Raw genomic sequence first — 16,935 nt, 5'->3', positions numbered from 1 at the left:
CGCGCGTAGCTGCGGGCCGTGGTGGGGAGAGGACGCCGCGCACGGCGTCCTTGCGGACGGCGCCGAGGTAGCGGTCGGCTGCCTCGGCGACGGTCAGCAGGCTGAGCCGGGGTGGGGCGACCAAGACGGACCTCCAGTGGGGCGGGGTGGGGCGACGACGCGCGGGCCTGCGGCGATGCTCGTCAGGCTAGGCGTGGGGTCCGACATAGGCCCGGTCCGGAGGGCACGCCCGGCAACGTTATGTCACAACAGTGTGTTGTGTCATACACAGTGGTTTGGGCGAGGCGGCACGCGCGGCCGCCTGCGGTGCGGGTGGGGCGCGCCTGGGCGGGAGATCTCGACGCCCGCCTCGGCGACGACCTCGCGGATGCACCGGGCGCCGCGGGTCGAAGGCGTCGGCCAGGCCGGATGCGGTCGCGACGCAGGCGGTGGCACGGTGGGACGGTGGCACGGCATCGGAACGACGTGGCCCACGACGTGGCTGACGTCGAAGATGCCTGGCGGACCGGGTGTTCTGCGACGGCGACGGCTGGTGGCACCACGCAGCCTGGCGCGCCGCTGTGCGGCGACGGCCGGTGGTGGTGTCGCGGTTCACGGACCTGACGGCGAGGCCCACGCGGCGAGGCCCACGCGGGGAGGTGTGCAAGGCACCGACGCACGAGTGCGGGGCTGCCTTCCGTGCATAATGACATAATGTGCATTATCGGTGCTGAACCAGTGCGGGCCGAACCAGTGCGGGTTGAAGAGGTGGCAGTCGAACCACCACCGACGCAGATCACGTCCTGGTCGAGAAGCATCTCCGGCTCGGCATAGAACCGCTGGCTGTACCGGTGGACCAGGTGTGATGTCCGGGGACCACGTCGAGAAGGCGGCCGGCGGCCGCGTCCAGGGACGGCCGCGCGCTCACGACGTCCCGATGGGGCGCCGCCGGAGCGCGCGGCCGGCGAGCGCGCCGGTGAGCCGCCCGCGGTCGAGGGCGACCTCGCCGGCGACGAGCACGTACTCGATGCCGGTGGCGGGACGGCGCGGATCGGCGTAGGAGGCGGCGTCGGCGACGGTCCGAGGGTCGAACAGGACGAGGTCGGCGGCGTAGCCGTTGCGGACGAGCCCGCGGTCGCGCAGTCGCAGGCGCCGTGCTGCGCGACCGGTGAGGTGGCCGACGCATTCCTCGAGGGACATGAGCCCGAGGTCGCGGGTGTAGTGACCGAGGTAGCGGGCGAACGTGCCCCAGGCGCGCGGGTGGGGCTTGGCTCCGGCAAGCAGCCCGTCGCTGCCGGCCATGTGCCTCGGGTGCTGCATGATAGCGCGCACGTTCTCCTCGTGGCCGACGTGCTGGAGGATCCCTGTCGCCAGGTCGTCGTCGCGCAGGACGGCGACGAACGCGTCGAACGGGCTGGTGCGCTGGTCCGCGGCGATGTCGGTGATGCGGCGGCCGACGACGTCGTCCAGGTCGGGGTTCCGGACGCCGCTGATCTCGATGGTGTCCCAGTCGACGGGGACGCCGTGGCAGCCGTCGGAGCCGGTCACCTCCAGGTCGTGCCGGATGCGTTCGAGGGCGTCGCTGTCGCCGAGCCGGGCGAGCGTGGCCCCGGTCCCGCCCGCGGTGGACCAGCTCGGCAGGATCGCGGCGAGGCTGGTGGCGCCGACGCTGTACGGGTAGGAGTCGAGGGTGATGTCGACGCCGTCCTCGACGGCTCGGTCGACCATCGCGAGGAGCTCGTGGGCGCGGCCCTCGTTGGGCCCGAAGTTCATGGTCGCGTGCGTCAGGTGCAGCGGGCAGCCGGTCCGGCGCGCGACCCGGATCATCGCGGCGTAGCCGTCGAGCGCGCCGGCTCCGTAGGAGCGCTGGTGGGGCGCGAAGTAGCCGTCGTGAGCGGCGACCGTGAGGCACAGCGCGACGAGCTCGTCGTCGTCGGCGTACATCCCCGGGGTGTAGGTGAGTCCGGCGGAGAGGCCGACGGCGCCCTGCTCCATGGCGGCGGCGACGACGTCCTGCATGTGCGCGATCTGGCCGGGTGTGGCACGCGTGTCGTCCCAGCCGACGATGCCGGCGCGCAGCGTGCCGTGCGGGACGAGGTAGGCGGCGTTGGTGGCGATGCCCTGGTCGAGGCGGGCGAGGTACTCCCCCACCGAGCGCCACGAGAAATCGAGGTCCGTCGGGTTGGTGTTCCAGCTCGCGATCGCCGTGCGGACTCCCGTGAGCACGGCGTCGTCGACGGGCGCGTAGGAGAGCCCGTCCTGCCCGAGCACCTCCGTGGTGATCCCCTGCGTGATGCGTGACGGGTGTGTGGGGTCGAGCAGGATCTCCAGGTCGGAGTGGGCGTGCATGTCGATGAAGCCGGGTGCCAGCACCAGCCCGGTGGCGTCGATGACCCGGGTGCCGGGCGTCGGGGCGTGCTGGCCGACGGGCAGGATCGCGCGGATCCGGGCGTCCTCGACGAGGACGTCGGCGGTCCGGGCCGGGCCCTCGGTGCCGTCGACGACGGTGGCCGAGGTGATCAGGATGCGCGTCATGTGTTCCCGATGCCGGCCGTGCCGGGGCGGGCGGTCCACGGTGCCCTCAGCGCTTCGTTGCGCATGGTCACGTCCTTGGGTGTCACGTCATTGCGTGAGGGGTGCAAGAGATGCAACCGAATCTCTGTTGCCTGAAGAGGATTTATGGCATGTTAGCCTGTTTGGCGTGCCGCCACACGCCACGATCCCGGCCGACGAGGTGCAGGATCCCGTCTCGCCGCAGACGCACCCGTTTCCGGTCGGCCTTGATGTCGACCAGCTCGCGAAGCTGCTGGCGCCGGTCATGCGCGCGGTCGCGACCGCCGTCGGCCCGCACTGCGAGGTGGTGCTGCACGACCTGCGCGGTGAGGACTTCGACCACACTGTCCTCGCGATCGAGAACGGCGGCGTCTCAGGACGCGGCGCCGGCGGTCCGTCGGCCCACCTCGGCCGGATGGCGACGCGCGACGAGTCGTCCGAGCGTGACCAGTTCGGCTACCGGGCTCGTACCGCCGACGGCCGCGACCTGACCAGCTCCTCGGTCTACTTCCGCGATGCCGGCGGCGACGCGGTCGCGGCGCTGTGCGTCAACGTCGACCTCACTCCCCTGCAGTCCGTCCGTGCGACGCTCGCCGGCATGATGCCGCCCGCGGCGGGCGGGGAGGCCCGCAGCACCGCCCCCGACATCGAGTCCGTGCTGGACGACCTGATCGAACGGGCGATCGCGCACGTCGGGATGCCCGTGACGCTGCTCGGCAAGCCGCAGCGCATGGAGGTGCTGCGCTTCCTGAACGACCGGGGCGCGTTCTCCGTCAAGCGGGCCGTCCCGCGCACCGCCAAGCGGCTGGGCATCTCGACCGTCACCGCCTACGGATACCTCGACGAGGTCCGCAATCCCCGGTAGCGCTCAGCGAGCCACGTACTGGGCCAGGTGCTCGGCCGTGAGCGTCCCTCCGTGCGCGATCAGGTCCGCCGGCGTGCCTTCGAAGACGACGCGCCCGCCGTCGTGGCCCGCGCCCGGTCCCAGGTCGATGATCCAGTCGGCGTGCGCCATGACCGCCTGGTGGTGCTCGATGACGATCACCGAGCGTCCTGCGTCCACGAGCCGGTCCAGCAGCCGCAGCAGGTTCTCGACGTCGGCCAGGTGCAGGCCCGTGGTCGGCTCGTCCAGGACGTAGACCCCGCCCTTCTCGGCCATCTGGGTGGCGAGCTTGATGCGCTGACGCTCTCCCCCGGACAGCGTCGTCAGCGGCTGGCCAAGATTGACATAACCGAGCCCGACGTCGACGAGACGGTCGAGGATCGCGTGCGCCGCGGGCAGCGGCGCGGGACCCGCCTTGGCGAAGAACGACTCCGCCTCGGCGACGGGCAGCTCCAGCACCTGCGCGATGTCGCGCCCGCCCAGCGTGTACTCCAGCACCGACGCCATGAACCGCTTGCCGCCGCAGTCCTCGCACGGCGTGGAGACCGTCTCCATGAACCCGAGCTCGGTGTAGATGACGCCGTTGCCCTTGCACGTGGGGCACGCGCCCTCGGAGTTCGCGCTGAACAGCGCCGGCTTGACGCCGTTGGCCTTCGCGAACGCCTTGCGGATCGGGTCGAGCAGCCCCGTGTACGTCGCCGGGTTGGAGCGCCGCGACCCACCGATCGCGCCCTGGTCGATGACCACGACGCCGTCGCGCCCGGCGACCGACCCGTGGATCAACGAGCTCTTGCCCGACCCGGCCACGCCCGTCACCACGGCCAGCACGCCCAGCGGCACGTCGACGTCGACGTCGTGCAGGTTGTTCGTCGACGCCCCTCGGATCTCGATCACGCCCGACGCCGTGCGGACCGTCTCCTTGACACGGGCCCGGTCGTCGAGGTGGCGGCCGGTGAGGGTGCCCGAGGCCCGTAGCCCGTCCACGGTGCCCTCGAAGCACACCTGCCCGCCGCCCGTGCCGGCGCCCGGACCCATGTCGACGACGTGGTCGGCGATGGCGATGGTCTCGGGCTTGTGCTCGACGACCAGCACCGTGTTGCCCTTGTCGCGCAGCTGCCGCAGCAGTCCGTTCATGCGCTGGATGTCGTGCGGGTGCAGGCCGATGGTCGGCTCGTCGAACACGTACGTGACGTCGGTCAGGGCGGAGCCCAGGTGGCGCAGCAGCTTGATGCGCTGGGCCTCTCCCCCGCTGAGCGACCCCGACGGCCGGTCGAGCGACAGGTACCCGAGGCCCAGCTCCACGAACGCGGCGAGCGTCGCGCGCAGCGCGTCCAGCAGCGGGCCGGCGCCGGGCAGGTCGAGCCCCGCGACCCAGCCGGCCAGGTCGGAGACCTGCATGCGGCACACGTCCGCGATCGACCTGCCGTCGATCAGCGACTCGCGCGGCCCCGCGGACAGGCGCGTGCCGTCGCACTCCGGGCAGGTGCCGAACGTGGCGGCACGCTCGACGAACGCCCGCAGGTGCGGCTGGAGCTGGTCGGGGTCCTTGGAGAACAGCGACTTGCGCAGCTTGGGGACCAGGCCCTCGTAAGTCATGTTGATGCCCGCGACCTTGACCTTCGTGGCGGCCTTGTAGAGCAGGTCGTCGCGCTCGCGGGTCGTGAAGTCGCGCACCGGCTTGTCCGGGTCGAAGAACCCCGACTCGGCGAAGGCACGCACCATCCACCCGTCCGCGGTGTACCCCGGCACCTGGATCGCGCCGCCGCGCAGCGACCTGCTCTCGTCGACGATCACGGCCAGGTCCAGGTCCGACACCGAGCCGCGCCCCTCGCAGCGCGGGCACATGCCGCCGAGATAGACCCGGGCGCGCACTGCCGTCTTCTCCACGCGCCCGTCCTTCTCGACCGCGCTCATCCCCGAGACCGTCGACGTCGGGACGTTGAACGAGAACGCCGTCGGCGGGCCCACGTACGGGTCGCCGAGCTTGCTGTAGAGCACGCGCAGCATGGCGTGCGCGTCGGTCACGGTGCCCACCGTCGAGCGGGGGTTGGCGCCGAGCCGCTCCTGGTCGACGACGATCGCCGTCGTCAGCCCCTCCAGCACGTCGACGTCGGGGCGGGCGAGCGACGGCATGAAGCCCTGGAGGAACGCCGAGTACGTCTCGTTGATGAGCCGCCGCGACTCCGCGGCGACGGTGTCGAAGACGAGCGAGCTCTTGCCCGAGCCCGACACGCCCGTGAACACCGTCAGGCGCCGCTTGGGCAGGTCGACCGAGACGTCCTTCAGGTTGTTCTCCCGGGCACCCTGCACCCGGATGACGTCGTGGCCGTCGGCGATCGCGCTCATGCGTCTCCCTTGATCGGCGGGTGAGGAAAACGTAACCGTGACCCGCGGCGCACGCAGGACGCGTCACGCCCGCCGGAGCGTACCGGGTCGGCGTGTCCTGAGCCGAGCTACACCAGTCGAGCTACACCTGGTTGAGCCGCACCTGGTTGCCCGCAGGGTCGCGGAACGCCGCGTCCCGCACCCCGTACGGCTGGTCGGTGGGCTCCTGCACCACCTCGGCGCCGGCAGCGACGACGGCCTCGAACGTGCCGTCGAGGTCGGGGGTGGCCAGGACGATCGTCGCGAACGTGCCCTTGGCCATCATCTCCGCGATCACGCGGCGCTCGTCGGGCGTGATGCCCGGGTCGGCGAACGGCGGGTGCAGCACGATCGCCGTGTCCGGCTGGCCCGCGGGCCCCACGGTGATCCACCGCATCGGCCCCTTGCCGACGTCGAGCCGCACCTCGAAGCCGAGCGCGTCGCGGTAGAACGCGAGCGACGCCTCAGGGTCGGTGTGCGGGAGGAAGCTGGTGTGAATGGTGATGTCCATGCCCGTCACGGTAGGCCGGGGTGCGCGCGCCGTGCTTCTCGATTCCTGACCGGCCGGGTGGCCCGCTTGACGACGCACGACGGCAACCCGGCAGCGGCCCCCGCGGCCGCGCGCCGGTAGGCGCTGGGTGGCATCCCGACCAGCTCCGCGAAGCGGGTGCTGAACGTGCCGAGCGAGGAGAACCCGACCGCGAAGCACACCTCGGTGACCGTCAGGTCGCTGCCCCGCAGCATCGCCATCGCCCGTTCCACGCGCCGCGTCATCAGGTAGCTGTACGGCGACTCGCCGTAGGCCGCCTTGAACTGGCGGCTGAGGTATCCCGCCGAGAGGTGCACGCCCCGGGCCAGCGCGGCGACGTCCAGCGGCTGCGCGTACTCACGGTCCATGCGGTCACGCACCCGCCGCAGCAGTGCCAGGTCCCGCAGCCGCCGCGCCTCGGCGTCGTCCATGAGCCGATCGTGCCACGCGAGAGCCGCTCCGGGCCGCCGGGACCGGGCCCCCGCGCGACAACCGCATCGGGGTCGCCCCACGCTTCCGCGAGACGCGCGTCACATCCGCGCCCTAGCGTGGGCACCATGCTCCTCGCCCATGACGACGCCTCCCCCGAGGCCTCCCCCGCCGTCGTCCTGCTCCACGCCGGCGTCGCCGACCGCCGCATGTGGGACCCCGTGGCCGGCCACCTCGCCCACACCTTCCGCGTCGTGCGCCCCGACCTGCGCGGACACGGCGACACACCCCTTCCGCCCGAGGAGTACGCCGACGCCGACGACGTCGCCGCCCTGCTCGACCACCTCGAGATCGCCGAGGCGGCCGTCGTCGGCGCCTCGTTCGGCGGGCGGGTCGCGCTCGAGCTCGCCACCCGGCACCCGGCGCGCGTGCGTCAGCTCGTGCTGCTCAACCCCGGCCTGCGCGGCCTCGACCCGACACCCGACGCCGCCGCGTTCGACGCCGCCGAGGCGGCGCTGCTCGATTCCGGCGACGTCGAGGGTGCCGTCCGCCTGAACGTGCGCACGTGGCTCGCCGACGGCGCCGCCCTCTCGGCGCGCGAGGCGCTCGCGGCCATGCAGCGGCGCGCGTTCGAGGTGCAGCTCGCCGCGGACGAGGCCGAGGTGGCCACCGGGACCGGCCCGCGACCGGAGCGTGTCGAGGTCGACCTGTCGCGCGTGGCAGTGCCGACCCTCGTGGTCGCCGGCGGGCGCGACCTGGACCACTTCCGCAACGTGGCCGCGCACGTGGCCGCGCACGTGCCGGGCGCCGAGCTGACGCACCTGCCGTGGTCGGCGCACCTGCCGGCGCTGGAACGCCCGGACGCCGTGGTCACGCTCCTGCTGGATGCGCTGCGCGACGACCCGGGCGTGCACGCCCCGTGATCAGTCGACGCCGAACTCCATCGCGGCGGCGTCCAGGAGCTGTTCGCCCTCGGGGGCCTGGCCGCGCGAGGCGATCGCCTCGGCCTGCCCGGCCTCGAGCTCGAGCTCGCTGAGCAGCGGCGCGGTCTCGCCGGCACCGATGAGCGCGGCGTGCGCCCCGCCCACCAGGCCGAGGGTCGCGTACTGCTCGAGCTTGGCGCGCGAGTCGGCGATGTCGAGGTTGCGCATGGTGAGCTGGCCGATGCGGTCCGTGGGCCCGAACGCCGAGTCGGCGACGCGCTCCATCGACAGCTTGTCGGGGTGGTAGCTGAACGCCGGGCCCGCGGTGTCGAGGATCGAGTAGTCCTCCCCGCGGCGCAGGCGCAGCGTGACCTCTCCCGTGACGGCGGAGCCGACCCAGCGCTGCAGCGACTCGCGGATCATGAGCGACTGCGGGTCGAGCCAGCGGCCCTCGTACATCAGGCGCCCGAGGCGGCGGCCCTCGTTGTGGTACTGGGCGAGGGTGTCCTCGTTGTGGATCGCGTTGACCAGGCGCTCGTAGGCGATGAACAGCAGCGCCATGCCGGGGGCCTCGTAGATGCCGCGGGACTTGGCCTCGATGATGCGGTTCTCGATCTGGTCGCTCATGCCCAGCCCGTGGCGGCCGCCGATGGCGTTGGCCTCCAGCACCAGGTCGACGGGCGAGCCGAACGCCTTGCCGTCGATGCTGACGGGGCGGCCCTGCTCGAACCCGATCGTGACGGTCTCGGGTGCGATCTCGACCGACTCGTCCCAGAACTTCACGCCCATGATGGGCTCGACGGTCTCCAGGCCGGTGTCGAGCTGTTCGAGCGTCTTCGCCTCGTGGGTCGCGCCCCAGATGTTCGCGTCCGTCGAGTACGCCTTCTCGGTCGAGTCGCGGTAGGGCAGGTCGTGCGCCGCGAGCCACTCGCTCATCTCCTTGCGCCCCCCGAGTTCGGCGACGAACTGGGCGTCGAGCCACGGCTTGTAGATGCGCAGGTTGGGGTTGGCGAGCAGGCCGTAACGGTAGAACCGCTCGATGTCGTTGCCCTTGTAGGTCGACCCGTCGCCCCAGATCTGCACGTCGTCGGCGAGCATCGCGCGCACCAGGAGCGTGCCGGTGACGGCGCGGCCCAGCGGCGTGGTGTTGAAGTAGGAACGCCCGGCGGAGCGGATGTGGAACGCCCCGCAGGTCAGGGCCGCCAGGCCCTCCTCGACGAGTGCCTCGCGGCAGTCGACCAGGCGCGAGCCCTCGGCGCCGTACGCCGTCGCCCGGCCCGGGACCGACGCGATGTCGGGCTCGTCGTACTGGCCGATGTCGGCGGTGTAGGTGAACGGGACCGCCCCGTTCTCGCGCATCCACGCGACGGCGACGGAGGTGTCGAGACCACCGGAGAACGCGATGCCGACGCGCTCGCCGGCCGGGAGTGACGTGAGAACCTTGGACACGGGAAGATTATGCGTGCTCGTGCATAGTCATGCAAGCCGCTCGTCGTCGACAGGGCGCAGGGCCCCCGGTATCGGGGCCAGCGACGGCACCCCTCACAGACGACGCAGGCGCGCGCGCTCGTCGGGGTCCAGGTGCTCGGTCGCGTAGGAGAGCGTGATGCGCGGCATGCGTGCCGCATGCTCCTGCAGGAACGCCAGCAGCGCGCCCATGTCCGCCCGCTTGCCCACCTCGCGCAGCATCCACCCCACCGCCTTGCGCACGAGGTCCTCCTCGTCCTCCAGCAGCCGGCGCGCATACACCAGCGCCGGACCCGGGTCACCCGCCATCGTGAACGCGAACGTCGCGAGCATCGCCGTCCGCCGCTGCCACAGCACCGCCGAGGCCGCCAGCGGGTCGAGCACCGCCGCGACGTCGTGCGCAGGCGGTCCCATGAGCCAGTCCCCCACCAGCCACGGCGCGGACGAGTCGACCAGGTCCCACCCGTTGACCCACCCGGCGCGCACCGCGTCCAGGTAGCGGGCGTGCAGCGCGTTGCGCTCGGCGTCGTCGCGCGTGCGCGTGCGGGTCGCGCGCCGGTAGCGGTCCACCAGCAGCAGCAGCGCCGCCAGCCGGTGCTCGTGCACCGGGCTCGCCAGCAGGAGGCCGGCCTCCCGGACCGGCATGCGTGCGGCCCGCCGCACCAGCGTGCGCGTCACGGGCACGGGCACCCCGACGAAGACGTCGCCCGCGCCGTACCCGCCAGGGACGGCCCGGAAGAAGCGCGCCGACGCCGCGGCGCGCTCGGGCGAACCCTGGGCATCGATTGCGGCCGCCAGCGCGTCCGCGGTGAGCAGGTCGTCCGCCACCGGCGCCCGCCGACCCGGACGCTCAGGCGGCCAGTGCGTGCCCGACGGCGCGCACCAGTCCGGTCGTGCCCAGCGCACCACGCCGGTAGCGATGCACGGCATCCACGAGAGCGTCGTACACGAGAGCGTCGTGCACGAGAGCGTCGTGCGGCCGCAGCGGCGACCACACCTGCCGGTCGAACACCGCGGCGCGGCGAGCCGGCCCGCGAAACAGACGCCCCCGGAGGGCGCGCGGCACGGCCGAGGGCGAACCTGCCGACGGAGCAGACGGCCGCGCACAGCGCGGGCGAGCCAGGTCGGCAGGACCGCCGCGCGCGGGCAGAGTCGCCGCCGGCCCGGACGGGCGGATCGCAGCGGGCGCGACGGCGTCGGGCCGCACGGCAGCGGTCAGTGTCGACGCGCGATACCGCGCACCCGGGTCCCAGCGCACCACGGGCGGCACGGGGCGTACGCCGCTCGCCGTCCGGCGCACCCCGGGCACGGACGCCGTCCCGGTCTCGCCCCTGCCGCCCCCGGCCTCCCGGCCCGGTCCGGCCCGGTGCTCGCCCTCGGCCATCGCTCACCCTCCTAGGTGCAGCCCTGCCTCCGCCCTGCAAGCATGGTGGCGCACACGCGGACCTGCGGCAAGAGCGTCCGCCGGGCAGCCGGGCGCTTCCGCTCGGGAAGGACACGCATACCAGCCGGGCCGCGCCGCGGCCCCGTCCAGGAGGCCACCATGCATGTCGCCGTGCCGAAGGAAGTCAAGAACCACGAATACCGCGTCGCCGTGACCCCGGCCGGGGTCCACGAGCTCGTGCGCCACGGTCACACCGTCCACATCGAGACCGGAGCCGGCGTCGGGTCCGCCATCCCCGACGCCGAGTACGCCACCGCAGGCGCCGTGATCGAACCCGACGCAGCCGCGATCTGGGCAGCAGGCGAGCTCGTGCTCAAGGTCAAGGAGCCGTTGCCCGGCGAGTACGAGCACCTGCGCCCCGGCCAGGTCCTGTTCACCTACCTGCACCTGGCCGCCGACCGCGACCTCACCCTCGCGCTCCTGGACAGCGGCGTCACCGCCATCGCCTACGAGACGGTCCAGTCCCCCGACGGCGGCCTGCCGCTGCTCGCCCCGATGTCGGAGGTCGCCGGGCGCCTGGCACCCCAGGTCGGCGCCGCCGCGCTGCTCAAGGCCGCAGGCGGGCGCGGCACCCTGCTCGGAGGCGTGCCGGGCGTCGCGCCCGCGCACGTGGTCATCATCGGCGCCGGCGTGTCCGGCATGAACGCGGCCCGCGTCGCCACCGGCATGGGCGCGCGCATCACCCTCCTGGACCGTTCCGTGCGGGCGCTCGCGGCGGCCGACGACGTGTTCCTCGGCCGGGTGCAGACGCTCGCCTCCAGCGCGTGGGAGGTCGAGCGGGCCGTGCTCGACGCCGACCTGGTCGTGGGTGCCGTGCTGGTCGCCGGCGCGAAGGCGCCCGTGCTGGTCTCCCACGACCTGGTGTCGCGGATGCGGCCCGGGTCGGTGCTCGTGGACATCGCGATCGACCAGGGTGGCTGCTTCGAGGACTCGCGCCCGACAACGCACGCCGACCCCACCTACCGGGTGGTCGAGTCGACGTTCTACGCCGTCGCGAACATGCCCGGCGCCGTGCCGCACACCTCGACGCGCGCGCTGACCAACGTGACCCTTCCGTACGCCGTCGAGCTCGCGGATCGCGGGTGGCGTGAGGCGCTGCGCACCGACGCGACCCTCACCGGGGGCCTGAACGTCCATGCGGGCGCGGTGACGCACGCGGGTGTCGCGCAGGCGCACGCGCTCGACCTCACCGACGTGTCGACCGTGCTGTGACGACGTCGGGGTGGGTGCCGTGGCGGCACCCGCCCCGACGCGGCGTGCTCCGGGCGCTCAGGCGCTGTGGCCGCCGCGTGCCAGCAGGTCCGCGAACGACGGCGTGGACCCGAACGGGTCGGCGGGGGTCGCCGGCTCGCGGGCGGCGATGCGGGCGGCGAGGTCGGCGCCAGCACGCGTGATGCGGGCCGGCAACGGGTTGACCTGGTCGCCTGCGCCGGCCCAGTCGTCGGTCGCGGCGAAGACGGCCATCGGCAGGACGTCGGCGTGCAGGTAGGTGAACAGCGGCCGCAGCGAGTAGTCGAGCGCCAGGGAGTGGCGGGCGGTGCCGCCCGTCGCGCCCAGCAGCACGGGCAGCCCGCGCAGGGCGTCCTTGTCGAGGATGTCGACGAAGGACTTGAACAGCCCCGAGTACGTCGTGGTGAACAGCGGGGTGACGGCGATGGCGCCGTCGGCGGCGTACAGGGTGTCGAGGGCGGCGGAGAGGTCCCCGGTGGGGAACCCGGTGAGCATGGCGTCGACGATGGCGTGCGCGTGGCCGCGCAGCTCGATCGCCTTGACGGTCACGGTGTGGCCGGCCGTCTCGAGGGCCTCGACCGTGGCTTCGGTGAGGCGGTCGGCGAGCAGCCGGGTCGACGACGGGACGGACAGCCCCGCCGAGACGGTCACGAGGGTGCGGTCGGAGGACATGGGGGCCTCGTCACAGCCCGAAGGGACGGCCGGCGGTCGGCTCGAGGTTGCGCGGGTCGCCCTCTTCTGCGCGCAGGCCCGTCCAGCGGTCCTCGGTGCCGCCCACGTGCGCGGCGCCCAGCGATCCGGCGCGCAGGGCGGTGGCGACGCGTTCGGCGTGCGTCGGCGGGTTGAGCGGCACGTCGTCTGCGGGGCGCTTGGCCTCGACGATGCGACGCAGCTCGGGAACGATTTCGTCCGCAAGGATGTCGATCTGCTCGAGCACGGTCTTGAGGGGCAGGCCCGCGTGGTCGATGAGGAACATCTGGCGCTGGTAGTAGCCGACCTCGTCGACGAACGCCCCGTAGCGGTCGATGACCTGCTGCGGCGAGCCGACGGTCAGCGGGGTCTCGCGTGTGAAGTCCTCCATCGAGGGGCCGTGCCCGTAGACGGGCGCGTCGTCGAAGTAGGGGCGGAACTCGGCGACGGCGTCCTGGGAGTTCTTGCGCACGAAGACCTGTCCGCCGAGACCGACGATGGCCTGGTCGGCGCGACCGTGCCCGTAGTGCTCGAACCGCTGCCGGTAGTAGGTGACCATCTGCTTGGTGTGGCTCAGGGGCCAGAAGATGTTGTTGTGCAGGAACCCGTCGCCGTAGTACGCGGCCTGCTCGGCGATCTCGGGGCTGCGGATCGAGCCGTGCCACACGAAGGGCGGCACCCCGTCGAGCGGGCGCGGCGTCGAGGTGAAGCCCTGGAGCGGGGTGCGGAACTTGCCCTGCCAGTCGACGACGTCCTCGGTCCACAGGCGGCGCAGCAGCGCGTAGTTCTCGATGGCCAGCGGGATGCCCTGGCGGATGTCCTTGCCGAACCAGGGGTAGACGGGGCCGGTGTTGCCGCGGCCCATCATGAGGTCCATCCGGCCGCCGGAGACGACCTGGAGCATCGCGTACTCCTCGGCCAGGCGGACCGGGTCGTTCGTGGTGATCAGCGTGGTGGCAGTGGACAGCGTGATGTTGCGCGTGACGCCGGCGAGGTAGCCGAGCATCGTCGTCGGGCTGGAGGCGACGAACGGCGGGTTGTGGTGCTCACCGGTGGCGAAGACGTCGAGGCCGGCCTCGTCCGCGTGCCGTGCGATGGTCAGCATGCTGCGCACCCGCTCCGTGTCGTCCGGGGTGTGACCGGTGACCGGGTCCGTGGTGACGTCGCTGACCGAGAAGATTCCGAACTGCACGGTTCTCAGCTCCCTGATCGTTGGGTTTCATGCATCTGCATGTACTGCCCGGATCAACCGGACAGGTTCCCTGTTCATTCCTGTGCTCCAGTGTGAGGCGAAGCACGGGGCGAGGCACGCGACGCATCAGGGTGGCGTGCTATGACTGCCGTAAGCGATCTCGAATTGCGCTGAACGGCGGGACCAGGGACCCTCGACATCGACCACGAACTGTGCTGTGGCGCGGGTCTCACGAAAACGTTGGAACACGGACCCGTTCCCCGACGTTGGAAATTCGGATCCCCCACCCATTTCCGGCCCCTCAGGGGGTCGCACCCCCGGTTTCCCCGATCCCCAGGAGGACGACGTGCCCGACCGGTCACTGCGCGGCATGAGCATCGGCGCCAAGAGCATGGAGTCCGACGAGGGCGTTGACTTCGCCCCCCGCTTCCAGGCCTACTACGACTGCCCCAACGGGCACACCATCATCCTGCCGTTCGCCACCGACGCCGAGGTGCCCCCGGTGTGGGAGTGCCGCTGCGGCGAGGACGCGCTGCTGCGCGACGCCGAGCAGCCCGAGCCCAAGGCGACCAAGCCGCAGCGCACCCACTGGGACATGCTGCTCGAGCGCCGCACGGTGGCCGAGCTGCAGGAGCTGCTCGACGAGCGTCTCGAGCTGCTGCGCGCCGGCAAGCTCCGCCGCGGCGCGTGACGCTGCCGCGCGGCGCTGCCGCGTGGCACGGCTGGACGAACCACTCAGGGCCGGACCCGGCAGGGTCGGGCCCTGAGGCATGTCCGGGACCGGTCAGCGGGCGCCGCGCGTGAGCTCGGCCAGCCCTGAGCGCAGGCGCCGCGTGCGATAGGCCAGCCCCCACGCCGTCGTCTTGCCCAGCGCTTCGGCGACGATCGCCCGGCTCATCTTCGAGACCCCGGCGACACGTTCCACGAACGTGATGGGGACCTCGACGATCGTGCCGCCGTGCCGCACGACCCGCCACGTCATGTCGACCTGGAAGCAGTACCCGTGCGACTCGACGGACGACAGGTCGATGCGCCGCAGCGTCGCGGCCCGGTAGGCGCGAAACCCTGCCGTGGCGTCACGGACGGGCATGCCCAGGGCGAGCCGGACGTAGGTGTTCCCGCCCCGCGACAGCAGCGACCGGTGCCACGGCCAGTTCACCACGGACCCGCCGGGCACCCACCGCGACCCGATCACGAGGGCGGGCTCGTCGGGTGCCGCGGCACGCGCCAGGACCCGGGGCAGGTCGGTCGGGCGGTGCGAGCCGTCGGCGTCCATCTCGACCAGGACGTCGTACCCGCGGGCCAGCCCCCATCCGAACCCGGCGACATACGCGGCGCCCAGGCCACCTTTGCCGGCACGGTGCAGGACGTGCACCTGCCCGTCGGACGCGGCGAGCGCGTCGGCGACCTCGCCCGTGCCGTCGGGAGACGCGTCGTCGACGACCAGGACGTCCACCTGCGGGGCGTGCTCACGCACCCCGGCGAGCGTGACGGGCAGCGAGTCGCGCTCGTCGTACGTCGGGATGATGACGAGGGTGGTCATGCGGCGCGCTCCAGTCGACGTCGGTGCATGCCGACCGCGAGGCCCGCCAGGGCCAGCAGCCCGCCCGACGCGCTGACCACCCAGCCGGGCCAGTAGCCGGCCGCGACCGCTGGGGTCCAGGTGGTGCGCAACGGCAGCTCGGCGGAGATGCGATCGGCGGTGAACAAGCCGGTACGGGCCACGAGGGTCCCGTCCGGGGCGATGACGCCGCTGACACCCACCGTCGAGATCTGGACGGCGGCCCGCCCGCTCGCGATGGCCTGCAGGCGCGTCATCTGAAGCTGCTGGGTGGACTGCGGCGTCACACCGAACGACGCGTTGTTCGTGGGCACCACCAGCACCTCCGCGCCGCGGCGCACCGCGTCACGCAGGATCTCGTCGTAGGCGACCTCGAAGCAGATGGCCGTCCCGAGCCGCACGGTCCGGCCCAGCCGCGCGGAGGGCAGGTCGATCAGCGGCGGGTTGTCCGCCGCGAGCATGTCGGTGGAGACCCGGTCCACCTGGTCGCTGAACAGGCGCGCGAACGAACGCATCGGGATGTACTCCCCGAACGGGGCCGGATGCTGCTTGGCATACCGGGAGATGACTCCCTGCCCGTCCCGCCACAGCAGCAGCACGTTGTAGCGCCCACCCGTCTCCGGGTACTCCTGCGCACCCACGAGGATCGGCGCCCCGACGCGCTCGGTGGCCGCGTCGAGCGCGCGCGCCACGTCATGCGCCACCTGCGGGTCCAGGTCCGAGCCGTTCTCCGGCCACAGCACGACGTCGACCCCCGGGTCGGGTTCGCCGCGCGCCGCGCGGGCGGCGACGTCGTCGGCCACGTCACGGGTGCCGTCCAGGTGGTTGTTCAGCACCTCGGCACGGTTGGCGAACGAGCCGAGGCCGGGCTCGCTCACGTTGCCCTGCACGATGCCCACCCGCAGCACGCCCGACTGCTGCGCCCCCGTCCCCGCGTCGGCGAACACCGACCTGTCGGGCACGTCGACGACGTCCGTCACCGGAGGGTCGGCGACAGGCCGCTCGTCGCCCGCCGTCGGCAGCGGCAGCCACACCGGCCCCAGCACGCCCACTCCCCCGACGACGACGGCGACCGCCGCCGCGCCCAGGTGACGACGCCGCCCGCTTCGCCCACGCACCGCACCTGCTGCGTGCCGCACCGCCACCGCCAGCAGCACGCCCGCCGCCGCCAGCACGAACGACACCAGCGGCGTGCCGCCAAGCCAGGCCGCGCGCCCGGTCGGCGCTCCCGCGACCGACCACGCCAGCCGCCCCCACGGGAACCCGCCGAACGGCACCTCGGACCGCCACTGCTCGACCGCGGTCCACACGGTCGCGAACGCCAGCACCTGCGCCCACTCCCGGTCCCGCACCCACGGCAGCCGCCGCGCCCACGTCCACACGGTGCCGAACACCGCCGGACCGAGCGCCGCCAGGAGGCTCACCGCGACCCACGGCACCGCCGCCGTCGCGTCCAGGGCCCACCACAGGTGCGGCAGGAAGAAGACGAGGCCGGCCACCAGCCCGACGAGGAAGTTCCAGCCCGCGCCGTCGCGACCCAGCGCCAGGTGCAGCAGCGTGACGGCCACGATCCCCAGCGGCCACCACCCCTGGTCCGGGAACGCGGCCCACAGCGCCCCGCCCACGGGCACGGCGAGCAGCAAGGTCACTGGTCGAGACGCCCAGAGGGAGTACGTGGCGGGACGGGGCAC

The 16,935-nt window shown here is 72.8% G+C and carries 15 protein-coding genes; 4 read left to right on the top strand and 11 right to left on the bottom strand.

Translation table 11 applies throughout. The features are described 5' to 3' along the window. Positions 1–903 precede the first annotated feature (903 nt). Positions 904–2,514 (bottom strand): N-acyl-D-amino-acid deacylase family protein, encoded by a 1,611-nt coding sequence (locus tag ET495_RS04735; RefSeq protein WP_129203044.1) that lies wholly within the window; start codon positions 2,512–2,514, stop codon positions 904–906. A gap of 127 nt (positions 2,515–2,641) precedes the next feature. Between ET495_RS04735 and ET495_RS04730 the strand changes: the two genes are divergently transcribed. Then, entirely contained in the window at positions 2,642–3,397 is a 756-nt protein-coding gene (locus ET495_RS04730; protein ID WP_162616372.1) for a helix-turn-helix transcriptional regulator, read from the top strand. 3 nt (positions 3,398–3,400) lie between these two features. Here the strand turns inward: ET495_RS04730 and ET495_RS04725 are convergent, their stop codons facing one another. The 3 genes from ET495_RS04725 to ET495_RS04715 form a co-directional block, all read right to left on the bottom strand. Then, a complete protein-coding gene (locus ET495_RS04725) occupies positions 3,401–5,761 on the bottom strand; it encodes an ATP-binding cassette domain-containing protein (RefSeq protein ID WP_129203040.1) in 2,361 nt (786 codons plus the stop codon). Positions 5,762–5,882: 121 nt separating this feature from the next. Further along, positions 5,883–6,290 carry a VOC family protein gene (locus tag ET495_RS04720; RefSeq protein WP_211340910.1) on the bottom strand — a complete coding sequence of 136 codons (408 nt, stop codon included), beginning with the start codon at positions 6,288–6,290 and terminating at the stop codon, positions 5,883–5,885. 5 nt (positions 6,291–6,295) lie between these two features. Beyond that, complete coding sequence (locus ET495_RS04715; RefSeq protein ID WP_129203036.1) at positions 6,296–6,739, bottom strand: helix-turn-helix transcriptional regulator; 444 nt, start codon at positions 6,737–6,739, stop codon at positions 6,296–6,298. A 126-nt stretch (positions 6,740–6,865) separates the two neighbouring features. Between ET495_RS04715 and ET495_RS04710 the strand changes: the two genes are divergently transcribed. Continuing rightward, positions 6,866–7,660, top strand: coding sequence for an alpha/beta fold hydrolase (locus ET495_RS04710; RefSeq protein WP_129203034.1), 795 nt, complete (start codon positions 6,866–6,868; stop codon positions 7,658–7,660). On the opposite strand, the gene argG is transcribed toward ET495_RS04710, so the two are convergent. The 3 genes from argG to ET495_RS04695 all read right to left on the bottom strand — a co-directional run bounded on the left by argG (position 7,661) and on the right by ET495_RS04695 (position 10,511). Continuing rightward, on the bottom strand, positions 7,661–9,109 hold the full coding sequence (gene argG / locus ET495_RS04705; RefSeq protein ID WP_129203032.1) for an argininosuccinate synthase: 1,449 nt from the start codon (positions 9,107–9,109) through the stop codon (positions 7,661–7,663). Positions 9,110–9,202: 93 nt separating this feature from the next. Continuing rightward, positions 9,203–9,955, bottom strand: a complete 753-nt coding sequence (locus ET495_RS04700) for a DNA alkylation repair protein (RefSeq protein ID WP_211340909.1) — start codon at positions 9,953–9,955, stop codon at positions 9,203–9,205. Between the two features lie 22 nt (positions 9,956–9,977). Beyond that, positions 9,978–10,511 (bottom strand): hypothetical protein, encoded by a 534-nt coding sequence (locus ET495_RS04695; RefSeq protein WP_129203028.1) that lies wholly within the window; start codon positions 10,509–10,511, stop codon positions 9,978–9,980. A 159-nt stretch (positions 10,512–10,670) separates the two neighbouring features. Here ET495_RS04695 and ald point away from each other — a divergent pair, with 159 nt between their 5' ends. After that, positions 10,671–11,783 (top strand): alanine dehydrogenase, encoded by a 1,113-nt coding sequence (ald, locus tag ET495_RS04690; RefSeq protein ID WP_129203026.1) that lies wholly within the window; start codon positions 10,671–10,673, stop codon positions 11,781–11,783. 57 nt (positions 11,784–11,840) lie between these two features. Here the strand turns inward: ald and ET495_RS04680 are convergent, their stop codons facing one another. Together ET495_RS04680 and ET495_RS04675 are read right to left on the bottom strand one after the other, a co-directional pair. Next, a complete protein-coding gene (locus tag ET495_RS04680) occupies positions 11,841–12,473 on the bottom strand; it encodes an FMN reductase (RefSeq protein WP_129203024.1) in 633 nt (210 codons plus the stop codon). Positions 12,474–12,483: 10 nt separating this feature from the next. After that, a complete protein-coding gene (locus tag ET495_RS04675) occupies positions 12,484–13,683 on the bottom strand; it encodes an LLM class flavin-dependent oxidoreductase (RefSeq protein WP_129203022.1) in 1,200 nt (399 codons plus the stop codon). A 346-nt stretch (positions 13,684–14,029) separates the two neighbouring features. Between ET495_RS04675 and ET495_RS04670 the strand changes: the two genes are divergently transcribed. Then, the gene (locus ET495_RS04670) at positions 14,030–14,374 is read left to right on the top strand and encodes an RNA polymerase-binding protein RbpA (protein WP_129203020.1); all 345 of its coding nucleotides are present in this window, start codon (positions 14,030–14,032) and stop codon (positions 14,372–14,374) included. Positions 14,375–14,467: 93 nt separating this feature from the next. Here the strand turns inward: ET495_RS04670 and ET495_RS04665 are convergent, their stop codons facing one another. Next, positions 14,468–15,226 carry a polyprenol monophosphomannose synthase gene (locus ET495_RS04665; RefSeq protein ID WP_129203019.1) on the bottom strand — a complete coding sequence of 253 codons (759 nt, stop codon included), beginning with the start codon at positions 15,224–15,226 and terminating at the stop codon, positions 14,468–14,470. Beyond that, the gene (gene lnt / locus ET495_RS04660) at positions 15,223–16,935 is read right to left on the bottom strand and encodes an apolipoprotein N-acyltransferase (RefSeq protein WP_129203017.1); all 1,713 of its coding nucleotides are present in this window, start codon (positions 16,933–16,935) and stop codon (positions 15,223–15,225) included. Before lnt ends, ET495_RS04665 begins: the two co-directional genes overlap by 4 nt.

The sequence above is a fragment of the Xylanimonas allomyrinae genome (genome assembly GCF_004135345.1).
Classification (GTDB): domain Bacteria; phylum Actinomycetota; class Actinomycetes; order Actinomycetales; family Cellulomonadaceae; genus Xylanimonas; species Xylanimonas allomyrinae.
Note: the sequence above shows the minus strand (reverse complement) of the source record. Positions and strands in the feature narration are given on the sequence as shown.

Bases quoted from the DNA above. Each gene is read 5' to 3' on its own strand.
- ET495_RS04735 (WP_129203044.1), bottom strand. From the start codon at position 2,514: ATGACGCGCATCCTGATCACCTCGGCCACCGTCGTCGACGGCACCGAG.
- ET495_RS04725 (WP_129203040.1), bottom strand. From the start codon at position 5,761: ATGAGCGCGATCGCCGACGGCCACGACGTCATCCGGGTGCAGGGTGCC.
- ET495_RS04720 (WP_211340910.1), bottom strand. From the start codon at position 6,290: ATGGACATCACCATTCACACCAGCTTCCTCCCGCACACCGACCCTGAG.
- ET495_RS04715 (WP_129203036.1), bottom strand. From the start codon at position 6,739: ATGGACGACGCCGAGGCGCGGCGGCTGCGGGACCTGGCACTGCTGCGG.
- ET495_RS04710 (WP_129203034.1), top strand. From the start codon at position 6,866: ATGCTCCTCGCCCATGACGACGCCTCCCCCGAGGCCTCCCCCGCCGTC.
- ET495_RS04695 (WP_129203028.1), bottom strand. From the start codon at position 10,511: ATGGCCGAGGGCGAGCACCGGGCCGGACCGGGCCGGGAGGCCGGGGGC.
- ald (WP_129203026.1), top strand. From the start codon at position 10,671: ATGCATGTCGCCGTGCCGAAGGAAGTCAAGAACCACGAATACCGCGTC.
- ET495_RS04680 (WP_129203024.1), bottom strand. From the start codon at position 12,473: ATGTCCTCCGACCGCACCCTCGTGACCGTCTCGGCGGGGCTGTCCGTC.
- ET495_RS04665 (WP_129203019.1), bottom strand. From the start codon at position 15,226: ATGACCACCCTCGTCATCATCCCGACGTACGACGAGCGCGACTCGCTG.